General features: G+C 46.3%; 15 protein-coding genes and 1 pseudogene. 6 read left to right on the top strand and 10 right to left on the bottom strand.

Features of this window, described 5'->3' with window-relative positions:
• The first annotated feature begins 145 nt into the window (after window positions 1–145).
• Entirely contained in the window at window positions 146–2,728 is a 2,583-nt protein-coding gene (gene hrpB / locus DXX93_RS18525) for an ATP-dependent helicase HrpB (RefSeq protein WP_116009398.1), read from the top strand.
• A 225-nt stretch (window positions 2,729–2,953) separates the two neighbouring features.
• Here hrpB and DXX93_RS18520 read toward each other — a convergent pair whose 3' ends face one another.
• Window positions 2,954–3,430: a GNAT family N-acetyltransferase gene (locus tag DXX93_RS18520; RefSeq protein WP_116009397.1), complete on the bottom strand. Its 477-nt coding sequence runs from the start codon at window positions 3,428–3,430 to the stop codon at window positions 2,954–2,956.
• A 351-nt stretch (window positions 3,431–3,781) separates the two neighbouring features.
• Window positions 3,782–4,369: a lytic transglycosylase domain-containing protein gene (locus DXX93_RS18515; RefSeq protein WP_258872716.1), complete on the bottom strand. Its 588-nt coding sequence runs from the start codon at window positions 4,367–4,369 to the stop codon at window positions 3,782–3,784.
• A gap of 376 nt (window positions 4,370–4,745) precedes the next feature.
• On the opposite strand from DXX93_RS18515, the pseudogene rluF reads away from it, so the two are divergent.
• Window positions 4,746–5,666 (top strand): annotated as a pseudogene (gene rluF, locus DXX93_RS18510) (23S rRNA pseudouridine(2604) synthase RluF); the annotation flags it as partial.
• A gap of 400 nt (window positions 5,667–6,066) precedes the next feature.
• A complete protein-coding gene (locus tag DXX93_RS18505; RefSeq protein ID WP_116009395.1) occupies window positions 6,067–6,723 on the top strand; it encodes an FMN-binding negative transcriptional regulator in 657 nt (218 codons plus the stop codon).
• Window positions 6,724–6,787: 64 nt separating this feature from the next.
• On the opposite strand, the gene DXX93_RS18500 is transcribed toward DXX93_RS18505, so the two are convergent.
• The 3 genes from DXX93_RS18500 to uvrA all read right to left on the bottom strand — a co-directional run bounded on the left by DXX93_RS18500 (window position 6,788) and on the right by uvrA (window position 11,870).
• Window positions 6,788–7,678, bottom strand: a complete 891-nt coding sequence (locus DXX93_RS18500) for a spermidine synthase (protein WP_116009394.1) — start codon at window positions 7,676–7,678, stop codon at window positions 6,788–6,790.
• Window positions 7,668–8,252: a fused MFS/spermidine synthase gene (locus DXX93_RS18495; RefSeq protein ID WP_258872776.1), complete on the bottom strand. Its 585-nt coding sequence runs from the start codon at window positions 8,250–8,252 to the stop codon at window positions 7,668–7,670. Before DXX93_RS18495 ends, DXX93_RS18500 begins: the two co-directional genes overlap by 11 nt.
• A 795-nt stretch (window positions 8,253–9,047) precedes the next feature.
• Window positions 9,048–11,870, bottom strand: coding sequence for an excinuclease ABC subunit UvrA (gene uvrA / locus DXX93_RS18490; RefSeq protein ID WP_116009393.1), 2,823 nt, complete (start codon window positions 11,868–11,870; stop codon window positions 9,048–9,050).
• 281 nt (window positions 11,871–12,151) lie between these two features.
• Between uvrA and DXX93_RS18485 the strand changes: the two genes are divergently transcribed.
• Entirely contained in the window at window positions 12,152–13,768 is a 1,617-nt protein-coding gene (locus DXX93_RS18485) for an amidase (protein ID WP_116009392.1), read from the top strand.
• A gap of 164 nt (window positions 13,769–13,932) precedes the next feature.
• On the top strand, window positions 13,933–15,297 hold the full coding sequence (locus DXX93_RS18480) for an MFS transporter (protein ID WP_116009391.1): 1,365 nt from the start codon (window positions 13,933–13,935) through the stop codon (window positions 15,295–15,297).
• A gap of 137 nt (window positions 15,298–15,434) precedes the next feature.
• Here the strand turns inward: DXX93_RS18480 and DXX93_RS18475 are convergent, their stop codons facing one another.
• Window positions 15,435–15,968: a hypothetical protein gene (locus tag DXX93_RS18475; protein ID WP_116009390.1), complete on the bottom strand. Its 534-nt coding sequence runs from the start codon at window positions 15,966–15,968 to the stop codon at window positions 15,435–15,437.
• Between the two features lie 144 nt (window positions 15,969–16,112).
• Between DXX93_RS18475 and DXX93_RS18470 the strand changes: the two genes are divergently transcribed.
• The gene (locus DXX93_RS18470) at window positions 16,113–18,152 is read left to right on the top strand and encodes an NADPH-dependent 2,4-dienoyl-CoA reductase (protein WP_181902265.1); all 2,040 of its coding nucleotides are present in this window, start codon (window positions 16,113–16,115) and stop codon (window positions 18,150–18,152) included.
• Between the two features lie 70 nt (window positions 18,153–18,222).
• Here DXX93_RS18470 and DXX93_RS18465 read toward each other — a convergent pair whose 3' ends face one another.
• The 4 genes from DXX93_RS18465 to putA form a co-directional block, all read right to left on the bottom strand.
• Window positions 18,223–18,711 (bottom strand): hypothetical protein, encoded by a 489-nt coding sequence (locus tag DXX93_RS18465; protein WP_116009389.1) that lies wholly within the window; start codon window positions 18,709–18,711, stop codon window positions 18,223–18,225.
• 9 nt (window positions 18,712–18,720) lie between these two features.
• Window positions 18,721–19,053 carry a hypothetical protein gene (locus tag DXX93_RS18460; protein ID WP_116009388.1) on the bottom strand — a complete coding sequence of 111 codons (333 nt, stop codon included), beginning with the start codon at window positions 19,051–19,053 and terminating at the stop codon, window positions 18,721–18,723.
• Window positions 19,054–19,189: 136 nt separating this feature from the next.
• Window positions 19,190–19,624: an NUDIX hydrolase gene (locus DXX93_RS18455; protein WP_116009387.1), complete on the bottom strand. Its 435-nt coding sequence runs from the start codon at window positions 19,622–19,624 to the stop codon at window positions 19,190–19,192.
• 198 nt (window positions 19,625–19,822) lie between these two features.
• Complete coding sequence (gene putA / locus DXX93_RS18450; protein WP_116010041.1) at window positions 19,823–23,671, bottom strand: bifunctional proline dehydrogenase/L-glutamate gamma-semialdehyde dehydrogenase PutA; 3,849 nt, start codon at window positions 23,669–23,671, stop codon at window positions 19,823–19,825.
• Window positions 23,672–23,848 lie beyond the last annotated feature (177 nt).

Below are 23,848 nucleotides of genomic sequence, written 5' to 3'. Positions count from 1 at the left end.
TAATTCAAGAGTCGTTACAATTTGGAACGGAGACTAGTTCCCAGTATAACAGGGCGGGCAATTGGGAAGAAATGACAATTACCGTCACTTTTTAATTTAGATCAACTTCTTGAATTGTTCGTAAAATCGGCAGTTGTGCCAATTGATGAGCAATAAACAAAGCGTGAATATTTTGCCAAGCTTTCCTATCGAGCAAATTAAAGCCGAGTTTCTTACGGCGTTAAACCAGCATCAAACCATTATTTTATCGGCGCCTCCCGGTGCTGGTAAATCAACGGTATTACCCCTTTGGCTGCTAGCAACGCCGATGGCAGATAACACCATTTACCTGCTACAACCTCGGCGTGTTGCGGCCAAAAACATTGCTATTTACTTAGCGAGCCAGCTCGGCGAGTCGGTGGGGCAAACGGTCGGTTATCGCCTGCGAAACGATAGTAAAGTATCTGCCCAAACTAAGCTCGAAGTCATCACCGAAGGTATTTTAATTCAGCTGTTACAGCAAGATCCTGAACTTGCTCAGGCGAGTTTAATTTTGTTTGATGAATTTCACGAACGCTCGGTGCAGGGCGATATGGCGTTTGCATTGGCAAGAGACTGCCAGCAAGGTCTGCGTGAAGACCTCACGATAGTGCTGATGTCGGCAACGTTATCAACCGAGCAGCTAACGGCGCAACTGCCAGATGCCGTCAGTTTGTATTCACAGGGGCGCAGTTATCCGGTTTCTACTCAGTTTTTTCCCGTGCCCAATCAAGTGTTTTGGCGTGATCATGCACTGAACGTTATTCGCCAACACGCCTTGCATCACCAAGGTTCCACGTTAGTCTTTTTACCGGGTGTCGCGGATATTCGATACCTATTTGACCAGCTGAGTGACCAGCCTCAAGCACTGCCAGCAGATCTGATTATCGAACCATTATTTGGTGACCAATCACTGGCCGAGCAACAACGGGCAATGCAAGCGGTAACAGGGCAACGAAAAATTGTATTGGCAACCAACATCGCCGAAACCAGTTTAACCATAGATGGCATTACCTTAGTGATTGACGCGGGCTTTGAAAAAGTCGCCCGCTACGATGTGCAAACCATGACCAATCAACTGACTCAGCAAGCAATTAGTAAAGCGTCAGCAATTCAACGAGCAGGCCGAGCAGGGCGATTGGCACCGGGGCACTGTATTCGCTTGTACGGCGAAGAAGACTTTCAACGTCGTCCAGAGCAAGCAGCGCCAGCGATTTTGCAATCAGATTTACTTCCTGTGTTGATGGAAGCTGCCCGTTGGGGTGTGTCAGCACTGACTGAGCTGCCCTTGTTGGATCAACCTAACCAAGCGTTGACTAACCAAGGCTGGCAAGCGTTAGCACAACTTAACATTGTCGATGAACAGCAAAAACTCACCAAACACGGCCAGCAAGTGGCTCAGTTGAGTTGCCATCCAAGATTTGCCCATATGCTAGTGGCGGCTAAAAGTATCGCAGCCGAAACGGACGACTTGAGGGTATTGAATTTAGCTTGTTTGTTGGCCGCGTTATTAGAAGAGCGAGATATTCTCAGCCGTGAAGCCAGTCGTGACAATGCGGATATTGGCGTGCGCGTTGATTTAATTGTCAGCAAAAATCGCGCAGGTAAAACGCATGGCGCTATTGCTCGTATTGTGCAACAGGCCAAGCAATTGGCGCGACAACTAGGGCATACATGGCAGGGGCAAGTAGCCCGTGAATCTTCAGGGTTACTCTTGGCATTCGCTTACCCAGAGCGCATTGCGAAAAAACGCAGTCAGCAGTCAAGTTACCTCTCTAGCGCAGGCAAAGGGCTAACCTTATCTGATAGTGACTCGCTTTGTGATGAGACGTTTATTGTCGCGGCGAACACCGTCAAACTTGGCAATGAGCAACGAATTTCACTGGCGGCACCTGTGAATTTAGCCGTGTTAGAAGAATGGCAGGTGGTTGAAATCATCGCCCGCGAAGAATTGAATTATAACGAGCAAAAAGATGCGATTAGCGCCAGTATCAAGCGTTATTTAGGGGCTATTGTACTGGCGGAGCAAACTAGTCAAACCCAGTTAACCCCGGAACTTATTACTGCCATGTGGCATCAGCAATTGGCGAAAAAAGGACTGGCATGGCTCACGTTTTCTGACGATGTGAAAGCCTTGCTGGCGCGTATTCGTTGGTTGGCAGCAAATGCCCCTGAGCTATCCATTCCTTGCATGGATGATAGCTGGTTACTGGCTAATTTAGCGGAATGGTTTGATCCTTACGTTGGCGATATTAAGAAAAAGTCGGCTCTACTGGCATTAGACTTTATGACGATGCTGCATTCGGTATTGGATTATCAGCAACAACAAGCGCTGGAACACTTTGCGCCACTAGCCTTTGTGGGGCCGACCGGGCGCAAATGCCCGATTCGATATCCAAGCGATTCAACCAGTGCGCTAGTAGGAAAATCGCCAATCGTGTCACTGCCAATGCAGGAAGTGTATGGCCTATCTGACTCACCACAAGTTGGCGATAGCACTCAAGTTACACAAGGCAACGGTATTAACCTGACGCTTGAACTGTTATCACCCGCCGGTCGACCATTGCAAGTTACGCAAGATCTGGCTGGCTTCTGGCAAGGCAGTTATCAACAAGTGCAAAAAGAAATGAAGGGTAGATACCCAAAACACTTCTGGCCTGATGATCCTGCTAATGCCCAGGCCACCAATAAAACGAAGCGATTTATGTAACAGAAAGTAGCGGCTAATTAGGCGGACTCGTTTGGCCTTAATACTGGGTCATGGTTATGTATGGAGGATATAACCTGTGCCTCTGAGCCTTTTAATTCTCGCTGAATGATTAAGTATTTATTTCATTTGGCAGAAATATGAAGGTAAAAATGAGCGCTAGGTGTCCGTTTGCTCTTTAGTGTTAACAGTGAAGAGCAAACGGCATGAGTGTTATCGTTATAAGTGTTAACGGTTTAAAGACTTCCAAAAGATAACTTTATCATCGCCTTTATCGTAATAGTCAGGCACGGTCGCGATTTTTTGATAGCCAAGTTTGGGGTAAAACCGTCGAGTTAATTCATATGCTGGCAGGCTAGATGTTTCAACCAGCAAAATCCTCGTTTGCATACTGCGAAGCTTCGTTTCAGTCGCAAACATCAATTGTGAACCGACACCTTGTCCCTGATGGGATTTGGCGACAGCGATCATTAATAAATTCCAGGTTCCTGCTGTCATTTGCTCTGGCGCGCTATAGGCTACACCAACAACTTCACCCTGTTTGCACTCGGCGACAAGCCAATACTCAGGTGTTTGCTGCGAGAAGTAGCCATGGCTCATTTCGTCCAGATAATGGGCCGGAAACAGTTGGTTTTCTGCGATAATCTGTTTGATTGTTGGTAGATCGGCTGTTGACATTGCGCGAATATTGATAGTTTTTTTCACTGTGTTGTACTCAAATTTAAGGTATGAAAAACCGCTCAAAAAGCATCAAGTTTTTGAGGGAAAGAAGGCTAGTAAACTAATCGCTCAGTAGCAGTGGTTTACTAGTAATTGATGACAATCGCGTTCAAAAAATTACCAAGTTGACGAGTGAAAATGCTGCGCCATGGATGCGCGCAACAAAAGAAAATATATCCGATAGTTTGGTATTTCACAATGCTCAGCGAAGTCAAAGTAATGAGCCAACGCAATTTGCATGCAGATTGCGGCATAAGTTGTAATGGAAGCGCTGATGTACGTTGTCTGTGAGTGGCGAAATAGAGAATGCTAACTAGCGCCTGTTAACCCGTAAACTTAAATGATTTTGCTATATCGCTTATGCAATATCTCAACCCGTTCAATATATACCTGAGTTTCGGCATATGGCGGAATGCCGTTGTACTTCTCTACTGAGCCTTCGCCAGCGTTATATGCGGCGGCAACCATGCGAATATTACCGTAGTATTTCTTTGTCAACTTGGCGAGGTGTTTCACGCCACCACGAATATTTTGCTGCGGATCAAATGGGTTGACCACGCCAAGTTCGCGCGCAGTCGCTGGCATTAACTGCATTAACCCCTGTGCACCTTGCTTGGAAATCACATCTTTGCGAAAGTGCGATTCGGCATGAATAATGGCGCGTACGAGATTGGCATCCACTTGGTAGTAGTCAGCCATGCCTTCGATTTCTTTGTAGTAGGCGTATGGGTAGAGCTTAGTTTCTAGCCAGTCAATTTCGGAATAAACGCCACAGGCATAGCAGCCAAATTTGACGGTTTCGTAATAAGTATCGACAGGCTCAATGTCAGAAAACGACAGCACGCCTTGCTCAGAGTGGTAGCGATAAACACTTTCTTCTGCCTTAGCACTGCTGGCGGCCAGCGCGCTTGCTGCTATCAGCAAGGTCGAATAACTAGATTTTAATCTGAATTGGAACCTGCACATGGTTTTGCGGATATTCCCTTATCAACAGCTAACACGCCACACCATCATCAAACGCGCTTCGCTTTTGTGAGAGTTTTTATAATTATTGAATTAACATACTGTTTTTTGATGTAAATGTCTAAATAACCAACACATTTAGCCGTTTGGCTGCGCAGCGAATAACCGTCGTTAATGTTATGACATTGTTAGGTGGTGATTTACAGCAGCGTTTTACGCCTATTTGCGCTATGATCCCGACTTAGACAACTGCTTAGCGAACTACTTAGAGAATCCCATCTTGCCAACACACAACACAGCTCAAACACCTGCCCAAAATGCCGCCACAGGAAAGCGCCTGAATAAATTTATCAGTGAATCGGGTTTTTGCTCGCGCCGTGAAGCGGATAAATTAATTGAGCAACAGCGAGTGACGATAAACGGCAAGCTACCGGAGTTGGGAACAAAGGTACAAGATGGCGACCAAGTGGCCGTTGATGGCAAGCCAATAGCCGCCAGTGCTGAGAATAAATCGGATCGTATTTATATCGCTTATCACAAGCCGATAGGGGTGATTTGTACCACTGAGCGCCAAGTGCGCGGCAATATCGTTGATGCCATTGGTCATCAAGCGCGAATTTTTCCCATTGGCCGTTTAGATAAACCCTCGGAAGGGCTGATTTTTCTGACCAGTGATGGCGATATTGTCAATAAGATCTTACGTGCTGAAAATGCCCACGATAAAGAGTATATCGTCACGGTAGACAAGCCGATCAGTGAACGCTTTGTTGAGCGTATGTCGCGCGGCGTGCCTATTTTAGGGACGATTACCAACCCTTGCCGCGTTGAACCCGTCAGTCGTTTTGTTTTTAAGATCACCTTAACCCAAGGCTTAAACCGACAAATTCGCCGTATGTGTGAATACTTGGGTTATGAAGTGACTAAGCTCAAGCGCGTGCGCATTATGAATGTTGATTTAACCGGCTTAAAGCCGGGGCAATGGCGCAACTTAACTAAAGACGAGCTAGCGCAAATTAATAGTGCGGTAAAAGACTCGCGTAAAACCTCACTGAAAGCCGAGCAGGCGGAAAGCGAAGGCAAGGGAATTAAAAGAAGCAGAAGCGATAAAAGTCGCCCAAATGCTAACAAAGTCAAAACAGATAAAGCCACTCAAAAACCCAGTGCCCAAAGAACAAATCTAGACACGCGTGATGCTGGCGCATCGAATAAGCCACAGCACAAGCCGAAAAATGAAGATCGCAGCGGTAAAAAGCCAGCAGCGTATACGAATCGCAAAGACGCCAAGCACACTGCCAAACGAGATCATCAATCAGCGAGACCTATTCGCGATAGCGAACAGCCAAGAAAAAACCGTGCTGAAAAGCCTAAGCCAATTAGCACTAAAAGCAACACTTATCGCATCGATAACCCTAAACTCAAAGCCAGTAAAAAAACTGATAACGAAGTCAATGAAACGGGTAACAATGCAGGTAATAAAAAGCGTTTATCCCTCGGTCGAAAAAAGTAATCACGCTGAAACTAATAAGGCTATGGTAGGTCAATAACGGTTTTAGCTATTCATCAAATTTCTGCTGAAAATAAATTCTTAGATTCACATAGTCAGTGGCTTGTCTGTTATTTTGTTGATTGGATATATCGACTAATGGATGAGGGCCCGTATGCACGTTCCAGAAAAATGGCGAATTCAAGCGCCGAGTGATATTGCTGACATTATCAATCGATACAGCTTTGCGACTGTCGTTTCCCCCAGCTTAGACGCCACACATGTACCGCTAATATACGACCAAGCACAAAACTGCTTAATCGGTCATATCGCCCGCAATAATCCCCATAAAAAAGTGGCCGAAAACTCTGATGTGTTGGCAATATTCCATGGCCCACACGACTATATCGACCCGACTTGGTATCAAAGTAAACCTGCCGTACCCACATGGAATTATGTTGCTGTGCATGTTCATGGCAGCTTGCACTGGCTTGATGAGGTGCAAACCATAGAAGCGGTTCAACAGTTAGTTCAAAAATATCAGCCTGCGCTATTACACGAGCAAGAGTTAGACGAACAAGCATTGGATGAACAAGCGCTAAATACTGATAGCCAACTCACCATGCCGCTGGATTACCAGCATAAACTCGCTAAAGGCATTATCGGTTTTTGCATTGATATCGACCGCGTCGAAGCTAAGGCCAAGCTCGGGCAACATCGCAGCCAAGCGGATCAACTGGGGACAGTGAAAGGGTTAATGAATAGCAAGAGCCCAGACGCTCAGCAGCTACTCGCGATTATGGAGCAGCTTTCACTGGGGCTTGGTAAGTAGCATATAACTAATCAATTCTTGCTCAACTCTATTTTGAGTCCGTAAATTGTTAACAACAATATTGCTACTGGTTCAACAAGTTCGCAGGTGAGTATTGATCCGTTAGCAATGGTGTATCACTAGGCCAGTCTTGCTTGTCAGTAAAGCTGTTAAATACTTTGAGAATGTTAACGTCGTAAGGGCGCAAGCGATCGTGAAGTGATGCCAAGTTTGCTTCTAGCTGATTTGGCTTGGGTAAGCCATTTTTCGTGGTTAAAATGATGCGGTTGTCATTCTTATTGTTTTTTACTTGGTAAAAGTCACCAAACACGGCTTGGTAAGTTGCTGATTCATAATCATATAAATCGCTAATAGAAAAAGTGTTAGCGGTGATCACCCCATTTGCGGACAGCAGCGCTTTGGTTTCCTGTAAAAACTCTTTCGTCATCAAGTGTTCGGGAATATAGTCGCCATTAAAAGCGTCTAAAATAATCCAGTCGTACTGCTGTTTTTTCAGCAATGCGCGCTTGATAAAAATACGGCCGTCTTTAACTTGGCTGGTAACCTGATCATTTTCAACGAAACTAAAATACTGGCGAGCCACTTTGATCACGGCTGGGTCTATTTCAACGTTTTCAATTTCTGCAGTGGGTAGCAATTGGTGCAGGGTGTTCGACATAGTACCGCCCCCTAAACCGACAATTAAAATACGCTCTGGGTTGGGGTTCACTATCATGCCGGAGAACATTAATTTGGTGTAATTGAACACCAATCGATTTGGCTCCGATTTCAGAAAACAGCTTTGATTGGTTTTCTTGCTCTTGACATTGAATTTAAGACAGCGAAGGTTGCCTGTGTCTTCTACCAAAATATTGCGATACAAGGATCTTTCTTGGTGAATCACTTTTGCTTGCACGGCATGACCTGCTAAGCCAAGCACTAAGAGCAAACTCGCAACGTAAACACTAACTTTCATGAATCACCTCGGCTGCACTGTTATTGGATGTTTGCTGAGCGGCTTTCTGGCAGGTAATGGCCACACTACCGAGTGCCACCAGCAGCAAACTGTAACTGACAATCAAGGTATTTACTTCAAACCACAAGACGAAATAGAAGGAAGTGAATATTGTGCCAAGCGCTGAGCCTAACGTACTAACAAAATAGAGAATACCCGCCACTTGGCCACTTTGTTCTTTATTGGTAACCAGTAAACGCACTGAATAAGGTGAAATCATACCAAGTACTATGGTTGGTAGCAGAAATAAGGCACTTGCTGCGGCAAGCGAGCCATAGCGGCTGTCCTCTATCGCCACAAATATCCACTCCATTATCGGGTTTGCCCACAGGGCAATGGGCAATACCAACACACCGGCAATGATAAAAATAATCCCGTAGCGGCTAAGGTTAGCATCACGGGTTGATAGCTTACCGCCATATAAGTAGCCAATCGACAGGCTCAGCATAAACACAGTAATAATGCTGCCCCAAATATGCACGCTGCTGCCAAAAAATGGTGCGAGAATACGACCACCAAGCAGCTCTACCCCCATAATCGAAAAACCACTGCAAAAGGCGAGCAGGTAAATCAGTGGGTTTTGCCAAGCGGCGCGAGGTGGAGTGTTTATTGATGAAGAAGCCGGCGTGCTTGCGCTAGACGTATGCGGCATAGCTGAGTCTCATTGGTGGGTATTTAGTCAATAAGACTATCGTATAGATATACCCATGCTACTTCAAGATGCTTGATTTCAGCGCTGTCACAGGGACTCAATATCCAGGCGCAGCTTGCCGGAATGGTCACTCCCTTTCAATAAGCTGCAACGCAGAGAGTGAGTTCCTGTGAAGCGCCACCTAACTTAAAAAAATGGGTTGGAATTAAAAGCGATTTATTTAGGGTGTGTTGATCTTTCGAGATTGAATTTTGTTCAATCTAAACGCTTTCTGATCGCGACGCTCGCTTTGTCGCATAGTCGTTCTATGTAAAAAGCGAGCAACAATGAGCAGGAAGCGTTTAGATGAACCCGCAGGGCAGCGCCTGTTTGAATTTTCTACTGTGTTGGCACTTATTTATGGAGAATGCCTACACTGCACAAGTGCCGCCTTGTATAAAACCCAAACAGGCTGCTGCAAAAACAACCCTGAAAGATCAACACGCCCTAGTGTTATTGATTTTACTTTCTATGTAAAAAAGGGAGCATGAAACCAAACCTGTGCCGAAATCGCTTTTAATTTCAACTGAAACAAGTGCTTTGAAGTAGCATGGGTATTTACAGATTGCTGGCTAGTCAGCAATCTGTGTTTTTCCGTAGGTCAGTACCAGTAGGTAGGTATTTGTTGGTAAGGGCTTGTTACAACAAAGGTTTTAGGAAGCGCGCTGTATGCGAGCTTGGATGCTCTGCGACTTGCTCTGGGCTACCAGTAACCAGAATTTCTCCGCCACCAGAGCCACCTTCTGGGCCAAGATCAACAATCCAGTCTGCGGTTTTCACCACGTCTAAATTATGCTCAATCACTACTATGGTGTTGCCGTGATCACGCAGGCGGTGGATAACTTGCAATAGTTGTTTAATGTCGTGGAAATGCAAACCCGTTGTCGGCTCATCCAAGATATACAAGGTTTTACCTGTGTCGCGTTTGGACAGCTCTTTGGCGAGTTTCACGCGCTGCGCTTCACCACCCGATAGCGTTGTGGCCGACTGGCCAAGCGTGATATAGCTTAAACCGACGTCCATTAAGGTTTGTAGTTTGCGCTTCACCGCTGGAATGGCATTGAAGAACTCAAGGGCGTCTTCGATGGTCATATCCAGTACTTCGTGAATACTCTTGCCTTTGTATTTTACTTCCAGCGTTTCGCGGTTGTAGCGCTTACCTTTACACTCGTCACACGGTACGTAAACGTCTGGCAAAAAGTGCATTTCCACTTTAATCACACCATCACCTTGGCACGCTTCACAGCGACCGCCCTTGACATTAAAGCTAAAACGCCCCGGCTTGTAACCGCGCGAGCGAGACTCTTGTGTCGCCGCAAAAATATCACGCACAGCGGTGAAAATACCTGTGTAGGTCGCAGGGTTTGAGCGCGGTGTACGACCAATCGGGCTTTGGTCAATATCAATGACTTTATCGAGCTGATCTAAGCCTTCAATTGACTTGTAAGGCGATGGCTCCTGCGTAGTGGCATTATTGAGCTCGGTATGGGCAATTTTATACAAGGTATCATTGATAAGTGTCGATTTACCTGAGCCGGAAACCCCAGTAATACAGGTCATTAGGCCAACGGGGATAGTTAAATCAACATTCTTGAGGTTGTTACCTGTCGCACCTTTTAACTCAACCACGGCTTTTTTATCAAATGGTGTGCGTTTTTTCGGTACTTCAATCAGCTCTTTACCTGAAAGGTATTTACCCGTTAGTGAGTGCTCATTATTGACAATGTCTTCCAGCGTACCGGAAGCGATCACTTCACCACCATGGACACCAGCACCCGGGCCAATATCGATAACGTGGTCTGCTTCGCGAATGGCATCTTCATCATGCTCAACCACAATCACAGTGTTACCTAAATCACGCAGATGAGTTAAGGTGCCAAGTAAACGCTCGTTATCACGCTGATGCAAACCGATAGAGGGTTCATCCAGCACGTACATAACGCCCACTAAGCCAGCACCAATTTGGCTCGCTAAGCGAATGCGCTGGGCTTCACCACCGGAAAGCGTGTCGGCACTGCGTGATAGGTTTAGATAGTTCAAGCCAACGTTGACCAAGAAGCCTAAGCGATCGTTGATTTCTTTTAAAATTTTCTCGGCAATTGCGCCTTTTTGCCCCGTTAAATTGAGCTGCTGGAAAAAAGCGAGGGCATCAGCAGTGGAAAGTTCCGCAATATCTTGCAGTGGCTGCTCACCTACAAATACGTTACGCGCTTCAAGGCGTAATCGCGAGCCACCACAGTCGCCACAATGTTGGCTGTTAAGGTATTTCGCCAGCTCTTCACGCACTGCATTCGATTCAGTTTCTTTGTAGCGGCGCTGCATATTGTTCAAAATACCTTCGAACGGGTGATTGCGCACCACAATATCGCCGCGATCATTCATATACTTGAACTCAATCGTTTCTTTGCCACTGCCGTACAATACGAGTTTGCGGATTTTTTCCGGGAGCTCTTCAAATGGCGTATCAACCGTAAATTGGTAATGATCGGCTAGGGCTTGCAGCATTTGGAAGTAGTAAAAATTGCGTTTGTCCCAACCGCGAATCGCGCCACCAGCCAGGCTAAGCTCAGGGTTAGTGATCACGCGATTAGGGTCAAAGAACTGCTGAATACCTAACCCATCACAGGTTTGACAAGCGCCAGCTGGGTTGTTGAATGAGAATAAACGCGGCTCCAACTCCTGCATGCTGTAACCACAGTGAGGACAGGCAAAGTTAGCCGAGAATAGCAGCTCTTCGCGATCAGGCTCGTCCATAAAAGCGACTTTGGCGGTGCCAGCGGTCAGCTCTAATGCCGTTTCGAATGATTCCGACAAGCGTAGCTGAATATCGTCACGTACTTTTAAGCGGTCCACCACGACTTCAATGGTGTGCTTTTTGTGTAGTTCTAACGTCGGTGGATCAGACAGATCACAGACTTCGCCATCAATACGCGCGCGAATGTAGCCTTGAGCGGCAAGGTTATCGAGCAGTTTTACATGCTCACCTTTACGGTTTTGCAGCACAGGCGCAAGGATCATCACCTTTGTGCCTTCATCTAACGACAATACTTTGTCTACCATTTGTGACACGGTTTGCGCCGCGAGTGGTTCATAATGGGTTGGGCAACGTGGCTCGCCAACCCGGGCGTAAAGCAAGCGCAAGTAATCGTAGATTTCGGTGATGGTGCCGACCGTCGAACGCGGGTTGTGGGAGGTGGATTTCTGCTCAATAGAAATTGCGGGTGATAAGCCTTCAATGTGATCAACATCAGGCTTTTCCATTAAGGATAAGAATTGGCGAGCGTAAGCAGAAAGTGATTCAACATAGCGGCGCTGCCCTTCGGCATACAGTGTATCGAACGCCAATGATGATTTACCCGAACCAGATAAACCTGTGATAACAATGAGTTTATCGCGAGGAATTTCTAAATTGATGTTCTTGAGATTATGAGTACGAGCGCCTCTTACTTCAATGTTTTGCATTAACCAATCCACAACCTAAATTTAATCGCTCATTATTGCATATAAAGGCGGCAAAGTTGATCTGAAATATCAATGAAACTTATGGATTATCTTTGTGGCGGGGGCATTGGCTGTTTACATAGAGACTGTTGCGCAAAAGATCTAGTGGGTGATCGACTAAGTTATTGATTTGGTTATGGAGTAGGCTGTTGGCTAGACAAACTTGTATCGCCTCGTTATAACAGGGGGATAAAGCGTTAACAAATTCGTTGAATTCACGATAATAAAAACAAGCGATAACCATGAACTTATATATTCAATCGAAAAAAAGCTACAAGGTAAAACATCCTGTTTGCACGCGCAACGTATTAAAATCTGCATTTGTCAGTTTGGTATTGCTAGCCAATGTAGCCACGGCTCATCGTTCTTCAGCCCTTGATTTAGCAACCTTTACTGAAACGGCCACAATTCCTCAGTTACATCAGAAAATGAAAACAGGTGAGCTAAGCAGTGAGGCGCTGGTGCGTTTTTATTTGGATCGAATTGCCGCCATTGATGACAGCGGCCCCATGCTTAACACGGTTGTGCAATTGAACGCGAATGCACTGGCGCAAGCTAAAGCTTTTGATCAGCGCTTAAAAAGTGGTGGTTTAGTGGGGGCAATGCACGGTATTCCGGTATTGCTCAAAGACAACATAGACACCACCGATGGTATGGCCAATACCGCAGGGTCGCTCGCGCTTGCCAATAACTTTCCGAAACAAGAGGCCTTTTTAGTCACCCAGTTAAAAAAAGCGGGCGCGATTATTTTAGGTAAAGCGAATCTCAGCGAGTGGGCAAATTTTAGAAGTGATAAAGCCAGCAGTGGCTGGACTAGCCTTTATGGTCAAACGAAAAACCCTTACGATTTAACACGCAATCCTTGTGGTTCAAGCGCTGGCTCAGGAGCGGCCATTGCCGCTAACCTTGCTACGGTCGCGGTCGGGACTGAAACCGATGGGTCAATAACGTGCCCGTCAGCGGTCAATGGGGTGGTCGGCATTAAGCCAACCATAGGGACGGTGAGCCGCCAAGGCATTATTCCCATTGCCTTTAGCCAAGATACGGCAGGGCCAATGGCGCGCAATGTGGTTAACGCTCAGATCGCACTAGCAGCAATGACGGGATTTGATCGGCAAGATCCTGCACCAGTAAAAATTGATGATAAAACGCAAACATTCGCGAAAAACAGTAGTCAAGGCAAGCGTATCGGTGTGTTGCGTCAGCTTAGTGGCTATCACCGAGATGTTGACCAATTGTTTGAGGAGGCTATCAAACAGCTTGAAGCGCAAGGCGCGGTTATTGTTGATGACTTAGCGTTCGATGAAGGCGTCAGCTGGGGCGCTCAAGAATATGACGTGTTACTTTATGAGTTTAAAGACGGGATTAATCACTACCTTAAAGGTACAGCACAAGGTTTGCCTAAGTCGCTAGCTGAGCTGATTGAATTTAATAACAAGCACAGTGATAAAACCATGCCGTATTTCGATCAGGAAATTTTTATCAGTGCTCAAGAAAAAGGTGATTTAACCAGCGAAGCATACCTAACGGCGCGCAAGCACGCGAAAGAAATGAGCCAAGCTAAAGGTATCGATAAGCTGCTAGAAACCCATCAATTAGACGTGCTTATTGCGCCAACCACGGGGCCAGCGTGGAAAACAGACTTAGTCAATGGCGATAACTTCTCAGGCTCTGCCTCATCACCTGCTGCTGTCGCAGGCTACCCACATATTACCGTGCCTATGGGATATGTGAGTGGTTTACCTGTGGGTTTATCGCTATTTGGGGCAAAGTTGGCGGAACCTGTATTGATCGATGTTGCTTATGCTTACGAGCAGGCGACTTTACACCGCAAGCCACCTAAGTTTACTGGGCGATAGTTCATTGTATAAAACTTTATGCAACAATGTTTATCGCTTGGTGGCGTTTGGATTAGGTAACAAGCTGTATCCTTTGGTGGTGTGGTATCATACGCCGTGGTAGAATCTGCCGCCTTATTAACCCTAAGTTAAACCTTAACCTGTCAACTTTCGTTAACTGATTTATGAGTGCTTCTGGACTAAATTCCCTCGAAAAAAAGGCGGCGTTTTCACTGGCAACCGTCTTTGGCCTGCGTATGTTGGGCCTGTTTATGATCTTACCTGTGTTTGCCATTTATGGGCCAGAGCTTACCGGCTTTTCACCAATTTGGCTGGGGTTGGCGATTGGTGCTTACGGGTTAACGCAAGCACTGCTACAAATTCCAATGGGCATACTTTCCGATAAGTTTGGTCGCAAGCCTATTATCATGGGGGGCTTAGTGGTATTTGCCATTGGTAGCGTGGTTGCCGCGATGTCTGACTCGATTTATGGCGTAGTGCTTGGCCGTGCATTGCAAGGTATGGGGGCAATCGCAAGTGCCATTTTAGCGCTAGCCGCCGACCTCACGCGTGAGGAGCAGCGGCCTAAAGTAATGGCGACGATTGGCATGTTTATCGGTTTATCCTTCACATTGGCGCTCGTTGTCGGGCCATTAGTGGGGGAAAGTTACGGCTTGAGTGGGCTTTTTTGGTTTACTGGCATCTTAACGATTTTCGCCATGCTGATGATCCTGTTTATGGTGCCAAATTCTGTGCACAAAGCGCCAAAAGGCGATAATGTCGCTATGCTCGACCAACTGGGTAGCTTGGCTAAGCATCCGCAACTGGCGCGCCTGAACATCGGTGTTTTCGTCTTGCATATGGCATTAACCGCTTGTTTTATTTACTTACCGACGCGCTTGGTCGAAAGCGGCGTAGCGCTTGAACAACACTGGCGTTTATACCTGCCAACCTTACTGTGTTCATTTTTCTTGATGGTGCCGTTTATGATCATTGGCATCAAAAAAGGTAAAGAAAAAGAAATGTTTTTGGCGGCGATCACCTTACTAGCGTTGACCTTGCTGATGTTTGGGGTGCTTGCGAATACAACCACTACGCTCGTGGTGTTAATTCTGCTGTTCTTTGTTGCCTTTAATTATTTAGAAGCAACGATGCCATCCATTCTATCGCGTATTGCCCCAGCTGGCGTTAAAGGCAGTGCCATGGGGATTTTCTCGTCGAGTCAGTTTTTTGGAGCGTTTGCGGGTGGTGCGATTGGCGGCTGGCTTGCCAATAGCTTTGATGCCACTGTGGTGTTTTTAGTGATGGCCTTAATTGTTGGTGTTTGGCTGGTGGCTGCCAGTGGTATGAAACGTCAGGCAAAATCGAAAAGTTTCAGTTTTGCTGCGCAATTTAGCTCAGAGCAACAAGCTGATGAAGTGGCTGAGCAACTCGTTAATATGCCCGGTGTAGTGGAAGCTACCTTAGTGTATTCAGAAGCCGTTGCCTACCTAAAGCTAGATGACAAAGTGGCTGATATTAAAGAAATTAAAGCGCTGTTAAACGCTTAATTGCAGAGCTTTGCTGATCTGGTAATACTCGGTAGTACGGCTAGGTATGACTACTTGCCATTGCCACGAACATTTCGACCAAGCCATCCAAGGGGATGGCTTGGTTGTTTATAGAGCCTCATTAGGCGCTCATTTGCTTAATAAATCGCGACAACATAGCCCGTTTGTTGTTTTACTCCAAGGTTAAGTGAAAAGTCGTCATCGACGGTTAGACCAATCAATGCTCTACCAAGTGGCGCTGCTGGGGTGATCACATAAATTTTTTGACTGTGCTCTGGTTGCGTATGCTCTAGTTGCGTTGGCGGATCGTTTGCTAGCGTTATGCAAGTGCCAGCGGCACAAGGTAGCAAGTAAAAATGCTTTGTGGCGCTCTCGCTGTCTGTCGATGCCGAGTCGTAAGCTAACGAAAACAAAGCACCGATATTGATCACCTCACTTTCCTCAACGGCTTGTTCTTTTAGCTGTTGCAATTGGCTTTTCAATTCGGCAATTCGTTTACTTTGCCCTTCAGCCAAATAAGCTGCTTCAATTGCTAGCGTATCGTACTGCGTTTCGGCTTTTGATTGATCATCAATTGCCGCGTTGTGCGCTTGTGTTGCCGCAGCCAATGCTTGCGTTAACAGGGCCTCAATGGCAGCTTGTACTCTGGTCAAAATATCTTTTTTATTCATGCACTTAACTTGATGAAAATAGTTATCATTTTTACTTGTGAAAATTTAATCTGACAGGTGTCAAAATAAGCTTGAGTTTTAGTTTTAGCATGCGTATTTTAAATAATAAAGTGGTATCAGCCTAACGTAAAAAGTGACTTAACTATGACAACTGCAACGACAACCGCAACTCAATACCCTCATATGCTTGAACCTTTAGATCTCGGTTTTACAACACTGAGAAATCGCGTGTTAATGGGCTCTATGCACACTGGCCTAGAAGAAGAGCGAGGCGGCTTTAAAAAGCTCGCTGCTTTTTATGCTGAACGCGCCAAAGGTGGTTGTGGTTTAATTGTGACGGGCGGTGTTAGTCCCAACATTCGCGGTCGTGTTGAGCCATTAGGTAGCCAGATCAGCCGCTTTTGGCATGTCAATAAACACAAAGAAGTGACCGAGGCGGTGCACAACGAAGGTGGTAAAATTTGTTTGCAGCTACTGCACACTGGCCGTTATGCCTATCACCCATTTAGTGTGGCGCCAAGTGCGATTAAAGCGCCAATCAATCCATTCAAACCGAAAGAAATGTCGATCAGTGATATTCGCGGTACCATCAAAGATTATGCGAAGGCATCAAAACTAGCGCAGAAAGCCGGTTACGACGGTGTTGAAATCATGGGCTCGGAAGGCTACCTGATCAACCAGTTTAGCTGTAAGCGCACCAATCACCGTACCGACGAATGGGGTGGTTCGTTAGAAAATCGCATGCGCCTTGGGGTTGAAACTGTGCGTGCGGTTCGCGAAAAAGTCGGTGAACACTTTATTATTATTTTCCGTTTATCCATGCTCGATCTGGTGGAAGGTGGTAACGAGTGGCATGAAGTTGTGACTATGGCCAAAGCCATTGAGGCAGCTGGCGCAACCATCATCAATACAGGTATTGGTTGGCACGAAGCGCGTGTACCGACCATTGCCACCTCAGTGCCTCGTGCGGCGTTTACTTGGATCACCGAGCGCATGAAAAAGGAAGTGAGCATTCCATTGGTCACCACTAACCGTATCAATACGCCAGAAGTGGCTGAGCAAGTGCTGGCTGATGGTCACGCCGATATGGTGTCAATGGCGCGTCCGTTCCTGGCCGATGCTCATTTTGTCAATAAAGCCGCAGCGGGCAAAGCGGAAGAGATTAATACGTGTATTGGCTGTAACCAAGCGTGTTTAGATCATGTCTTCAAGCGCCAGCGTGCATCGTGTTTGGTGAATCCAGAAGCGTGTTACGAAACTGAGCTAACCTTTAGCAACACCAAGCAACAAAAACGCATTGCCGTAGTAGGTGCCGGCCCCGCGGGTCTGGCATTTAGTGTTTACGCCTCGAAACGCGGTCACGCGGTGGAAATTTTCGATGCAGCGGGTGAAATTGGTGGTCAATTTAACTTTGCAAAACAAGTTCCGGGTAAAGAAGAGTTTTATGAAACGCTGCGCTATTTCCGTGTTCAGCTTGAAAACTTGAACGTACCAGTGCATTTAAACAGCTGGCAAACCGCACAAAGCTTAGCAGAAGCTGGTTTTGACGAAGTGGTATTGGCAACGGGCATTAAACCTCGCGCATTAAATATTCCAGGCATTGATAACGAAAAAGTCATGAGCTACTTAGACGTACTGCGCGATAAAAAGCCTGTCGGTCAAAAAGTGGCGGTGATCGGTGCAGGTGGTATTGGCTTTGACGTCTCTATGTTCCTAACCGAAAAAGAAGGCTTAGTGAATGATGTCGATGAGTGGTTAAAAGAGTGGGGTGTAGACCGCAACTATGAAACTGGCGGTGCCTTATTGCCAACAGCGCCACATAAAGCAGAGCGCGAAGTCTTCTTAATGCAGCGCAAAACCACCAAAGTAGGTGCGGGCTTAGGTAAAACGACGGGTTGGATCCACCGTGCTTCACTGCAAAAGAAAGGCGTAAATATGATACCGGGTTGTAGTTACAAAGAAATTAACGACCAAGGTATTGTGATTGAAATTAATGGCGAGCCGCAGCTGATTGAAGTCGACAACGTCATCGTTTGTGCTGGCCAAGAGCCAAATCGCGATTTACAGCAAGGCTTAGTTGACCTAGGGCAGAGCTGTCACATTATCGGTGGTGCCGATGTGGCTGCGGAGCTTGACGCTAAGCGTGCTATTCGCCAAGGGGCGGAATTAGCGGCGAAGATTTAGTGTTTAATTATTACTGTGTGAATCTAAAGGCACCGTATTTTTGATTACTAGTGCCTTTGAATGATAAGGGTTAATTTAAACCGAGTATATTGGCCGTCATTAATAGGTTAAATGGTTCCGAAGGTTTAATGATACGTTTTTTTATATGCTCGTCTAAGTTATCAAACTGATGCTTGGCTTTTAAATGGGCAATGTTTGTTGATATTACGAGTCGATTAGCCTGTTCTGTGGTGTTCAGGAAGTCAGGCTCGATACTTTTCAGGAGTGTTGATTGGGTTAAGAATTGCCCTAAAGCCTCTTTCGAGCATTCCAATAAGGTATCGTAGTAAAAATACTCGATAATTGTTAGCTTTTGCTCTTTGGATAGTTTTACGCCGCTAAAAGTATTCGCATCAAGCACCCTGTCACTCATTGAACAATGAGACTCCTGCGCTTCGAGTGCCACTAAGCTCTCGTTAAAGTTGTTAAAGGCCTCAGATATCAGTGCCTTTTGGCTTTCTGAAGCAAAAGCGGAGTAGGCGAGCAAAGAAACAAAAAAAACAAACAGTTCTTTCATCATCATCATTCCTTAATTTAGTTTGCAGCCTTTATGAATAGCTTGCCAGAACTTGCGCTCCTTGTAGTTCTTAACCTTTAACATCGTTAAACCCGAAATATTCCAAATACGTCTTCTCGCTATTTTGGGAACTACCGTCATAGCTCTAGTAAATGCTTCAAAATCATGAGAATAAACTGAATAGGTTGAGGCAATCGCACCATTTCCTGCGAATAAGTTGAGCATTACACCACCGCCAGATATCTTTACTAAAAATGGCGCTAACTCATTAATTTTTTGAATCTCTTTTAGCGAGGCTTTGCTTTCTGATGAGAGCTCTATGCTTTCGATGTTAGGGCACTTCATTTTAATTTCCTTATTAAACAATTAAGTGTCAATCACACACTAACCAAAATCAATTGTAAACGCAATCAGCGAGTAAAAGCTGACAGGCAAGGAAATGCTCCAATAATGTGCCTGTTGCTTGAGCGCTCTAAGCTTCTCAACGCTCACCTGCAACTTCGTTGATCTGAATTGGGGTTGTAAAATCTGCTTGCTGATCGAGCGCGAGTGGAATCAGCCAACGCAGGTTAGGCAGTAGATTGTTTGGTAGCGCTTGCACATCAATTAGCTGGACTTTTTCTTGTTCCACCGTTCTCGCCTTGTAGGCCAGATCTGAGTGAGCAAAGAAAAAGGCGACATCGTAGCCGTTGGGGCGAAATACCTGGGCAAAGTGCGTCCATTGCGTTGCATTGGTGGTAACGCCAGTTTCTTCTGCAAATTCGCGAACCATAGCCGCGATGGGTTGTTCGCCTGCTTCAATTTTTCCGCCGACACCATTGAGTAAACCACGCTGCCAAGTGGGATTGATTTTCTCGATTAACACAACTTTTGATGCATCTTGGGTAAACAAAAAGCCCGCTACGTATTTTTTCATTTTTACCTTTACTTACTGTGGTTTACTTATTCATGTGAACTGAGCTTACTATGTTATTTATTATGCGAATTTAACGCTAGCAACATCTTCAAGCGCATTCGAGTCGCTATTAAGTTGGCTAGACAATCAGCCATTAAAAAGGCCAGCAACGATGCTGGCCTTGATTAAGCTCAAATGCTTGTTACACCTATGACCAATTTAACCGACATTCGACTCCATTGTCATTAATGACGCGTTGCCGCCAGCGGCTGTGGTGTCTATCGTGATAGTCTTTTCAGTCACCAAGCGGTGGAACAAGCCTTCATTCGTATAAGCGGTAATGAGAGGTAAAATTGCTCCTTTACGCGCGGCAATGGTTTCACCTGCATATTGCTTAACTTTGCTGTTGTTACTGGTTATCGCACCTGCCAAATGAGCATGGTTAAGTACAGCGGGTAAGTGGCCTAGTTTTGCAACGGTAAACACACCTTTCGGCAAGCCAATCGCAGTCAGCTGCTGGGCAATACTTTTGGCCTCTTCAAGGTATTTGTCATCAACCACAGCAACGACACAGTTACCAGCCACTAGTGCTGACGCTACGGCGACTAACCAGAAGTTAAAGCTAGTGGCTTGGCAGCGAATACACGCGAGTGTGCCGCGCGATTCTAGATACAAGATGTTAGATTCACCTGTTGGCCCCGGTAACTCAGTTGGCTTAGCCAAGGTTTTTTCAGCAAACAGCAACTGACTGCGGGCATCATGTAAACTTTGGGCTAAATCACTCTCTTGCGCGAGTACTACTTTATTTGAGGCCAGTTGTGCTAACAATTGGCGTACCAGCGACAAACGATCATTTAATGGCGTAAACGACCAGCTAAGTTCTGCTTTGGGTTGGTTAGCCAAATCACTGGCTACGCTTGAAACTGTGGTTTTCGCGAGTTCAAATAAACTGTTGAGTGACGCTTGCTGAACCTCGGTTAAGGTGGCGTCATTCGCTTTTGCTTGTATTTGAGCTTGCGCACTGTTTTCCGGCTTTTCTTTAACCAAACGGGTTAAGTACATTGGCCCACCCGCTTTTGGCCCTGTGCCTGATAAGCCACGGCCACCGAACGGCTGGACACCGACCACGGCACCAATCATATTGCGGTTTACGTAAACATTACCAGCGCGAGAGCGAGCGGCAAGGTACTTGGCTTTGTCTTCAATGCGGGTGTGAATCCCCATGGTTAAGCCAAAGCCCGTGCCATTGATTTGGTCAATCACGTTTTCCAAGTTTTCCGCCTTGTAGCGAATCACATGAACAACAGGGCCGAATACTTCTTTGGTTAATACCGATAAGTCGCTGATCTCATACAAGCGAGGGACAAAGAAGTTGTGCTCATCATCGTTAATTGCCAAGTTCGGTGCCTTGCAAGCAAAATGCAAAGTACCGCGCGACTTTACGTAATCAACGTGTTCGTTTAGCGCATTTAAGGCGCGCTTGTCGATCACTGGGCCAACATCCGTGGTTAGCATGGCAGGATCGCCAATGTGCAACTCTTGCATTGCGCCTTTGATCATTGTGATGATTTTATCAGCGACTTCTTCTTGCAGGAACAACACGCGCAGTGCGCTACAACGTTGGCCAGCACTTTGGAAACCTGAGGCAACGACATCATCAACCACTTGCTCTGGCAAGGCGGTTGAGTCAACAATCATACAGTTTTGGCCACCAGTTTCGGCGATAAGTGGCACAGGGTCACCAGCGCGCTCGGCCAGTTTTTGCGAAATCCAGCTGCCCGTTTCCGTTGAGCCAGTGAACATAATGGCTTGAATGCGTTCGTCTGGCACTATGGTTTGGCCAACTTTGCTGCCACGCGCAATTACGGGCTCTACTGCCGATGCTGGCAAGCCAGCCTCTTTCATTAATTCGATGGTGCGCAGGGCGACTAAACTGGTTTGCTCGGCGGGTTTAGCCACCACAGTATTACCGGCAACCAATGCCGCTGAAACTTGGCCTAAGAAAATTGCCAATGGGAAGTTCCACGGGCTAATACACAGCACTACACCACGCGCTTCAAGCGTACCATCGGCTAACAACTCTTCAGCGCGTGCGGCGTAATAACGGCAAAAGTCGACTGCTTCACGCACTTCGGCAATACCATCAGCAATGGTTTTACCTGCTTCTTTGGTACAAAGAGCAATTAACTCGTCGCGATGTGTTTCCAGTAAGTCGGCAGTTTTTAGTAGTACCGCTGCGCGCTCCGCGACTGGCGTTGCTGACCAGCTGCCAAATGCACCGTGCACACGCGTTACAATGGCAGACATTTGTGCTTCGTCAGCGTGTTCAATATAGCCCAACACTTCATTGTTGTTGGCTGGATTGGTAACGGGCTCTGCGCCGTCGATAGCTTCGATGGCTTTTGTCGTTTCAAACCAAGCTTGCATGTTGTCGCGCATCACAGTGATTTGATCGATATCGGTTAAATCTAAACCTTTAGAGTTAGCGCGCTCGCTGCCGTATAGCTCGATAGACTGTGGTATTTGCGGGTTGTATTTGTTTTGCCAGCTTTGCACGGTTTCAACAGGGTCAGCCAACAGGCTTTCTACCGGAATATCTTCATCAACAATATTGTTAACAAACGAGCTGTTGGCACCATTTTCCAGTAAGCGGCGCACTAAATACGCCAGTAAGTCTGAATGTTCACCCACTGGTGCATAAACACGACAAGGAACTTGTTTACCCGTCACCACTTGGTCGTAGAGGGATTCACCCATACCGTGCAAACGCTGGAATTCAAAGCCTTGGTGGTTTTCCGCCATTTCTAAAATGGTGGCAACCGTGTACGCGTTGTGAGTGGCAAATTGTGGGTAAATGGTGTCGCGGTACTCAAGTAGCTTCTTAGCACACGCTTGGTATGAAACGTCAGTCGACGGTTTGCGCGAGAACACCGGGAAATCCTCAAAGCCTTCGGCTTGTGAGATTTTAATTTCGCTGTCCCAGTAAGCACCTTTGACCAAACGCACCATCATTTGGCGGCCAACTTTTTGGGTGAGCTCGCGTACCCATTCAATCACGAATAAACCGCGTTTTTGGTAGGCTTGTACCGCAATACCAAAACCATTCCAGCCGTCTAATTCGGCATCAGCGAATACCGCTTCAATAATATCGAGGGAAATATCTAAGCGATCGGCTTCTTCGGCGTCAACGGTAAAACCAATGTCGTAAGCTTTAGCCGCTAATGCCAATTGCTTGAGGCGCGGAATTAATTCGTCAATAACGCGCTCGCGATGTGAGAACTCATAACGCGGGTGAATCGCTGACAATTTAATTGAAATACCTGGGCTTCGCTGAGGGCCTTTGTGATTGGCGGCTTTACCGATGGCATCTATCGCCGTCATGTAAGCGTTAAAGTAGCGATCGGCATCGGCCATAGTGCGAGCGCCTTCACCTAGCATATCGTACGAGTAGGTGTAGCCTTTCGCTTCGGTTTCCACCGCGCGCTCAATCGCACCATCAATGGTGTGTCCCATGACAAATTGGGTGCCCATAATTTTCATGGCGTAGCGCACGGCTTTGCGGATCACAGGTTCACCTAAACGGCCAACTGTTTGTTTTAACAAACCAAACTGGGCTTTTTTCTTTTTATCAGAATAGTTAACCAGTTTGCCTGTTAGCAATAAGCCCCAAGAAGAGGCATTAACGAATAACGAGTCACTGTTGCCGATATGTGATGACCAGTCGCCTTCGGCTAACTTATCGCGGATCAGGCTATCGGCCGTGGCTTTATCTGGCACACGCAACAGCGCTTCTGCCAAACACATAAGTACCACGCCTTCTTCGGTAGACAATGAGAATTCGTTTAGTAGCGCGTCAACACCGCCTTTGCCGACTTGGTCTTTACGAATGTTGACCACGAGCTGGCGGGCATAATCCCAAGCGCGAGATTTAGCATCAACGCTAATTTCAGCAATGGGTAAAAGGTTGGCTAATACTTGATTTTCATCCGCGCGATAGTGATCGCGAATCGTCTGACGAATAGCACCTTCTTGTGTTTTGGGTGCTGTGAGTGAGCCGGTAAAAAGCATAGTGTCACCTGTAGTAATTTTAGACATTATTGGTGCGGTATTTTACGGAAATTACCTCAGTATTTTTTGGCTTAATTTGCTAATATGCCAAATAATATACTGTAAAATATCAATTTAACCGATAAAGGTGCTGGGGTTGCTGCTATTGCGTTGATCTTACTAAGGTTACAAATACTA

The organism is Thalassotalea euphylliae (genome assembly GCF_003390335.1).
Lineage (GTDB): Bacteria > Pseudomonadota > Gammaproteobacteria > Enterobacterales > Alteromonadaceae > Thalassotalea_F > Thalassotalea_F euphylliae_B.
Note: the sequence above shows the minus strand (reverse complement) of the source record. Positions and strands in the feature narration are given on the sequence as shown.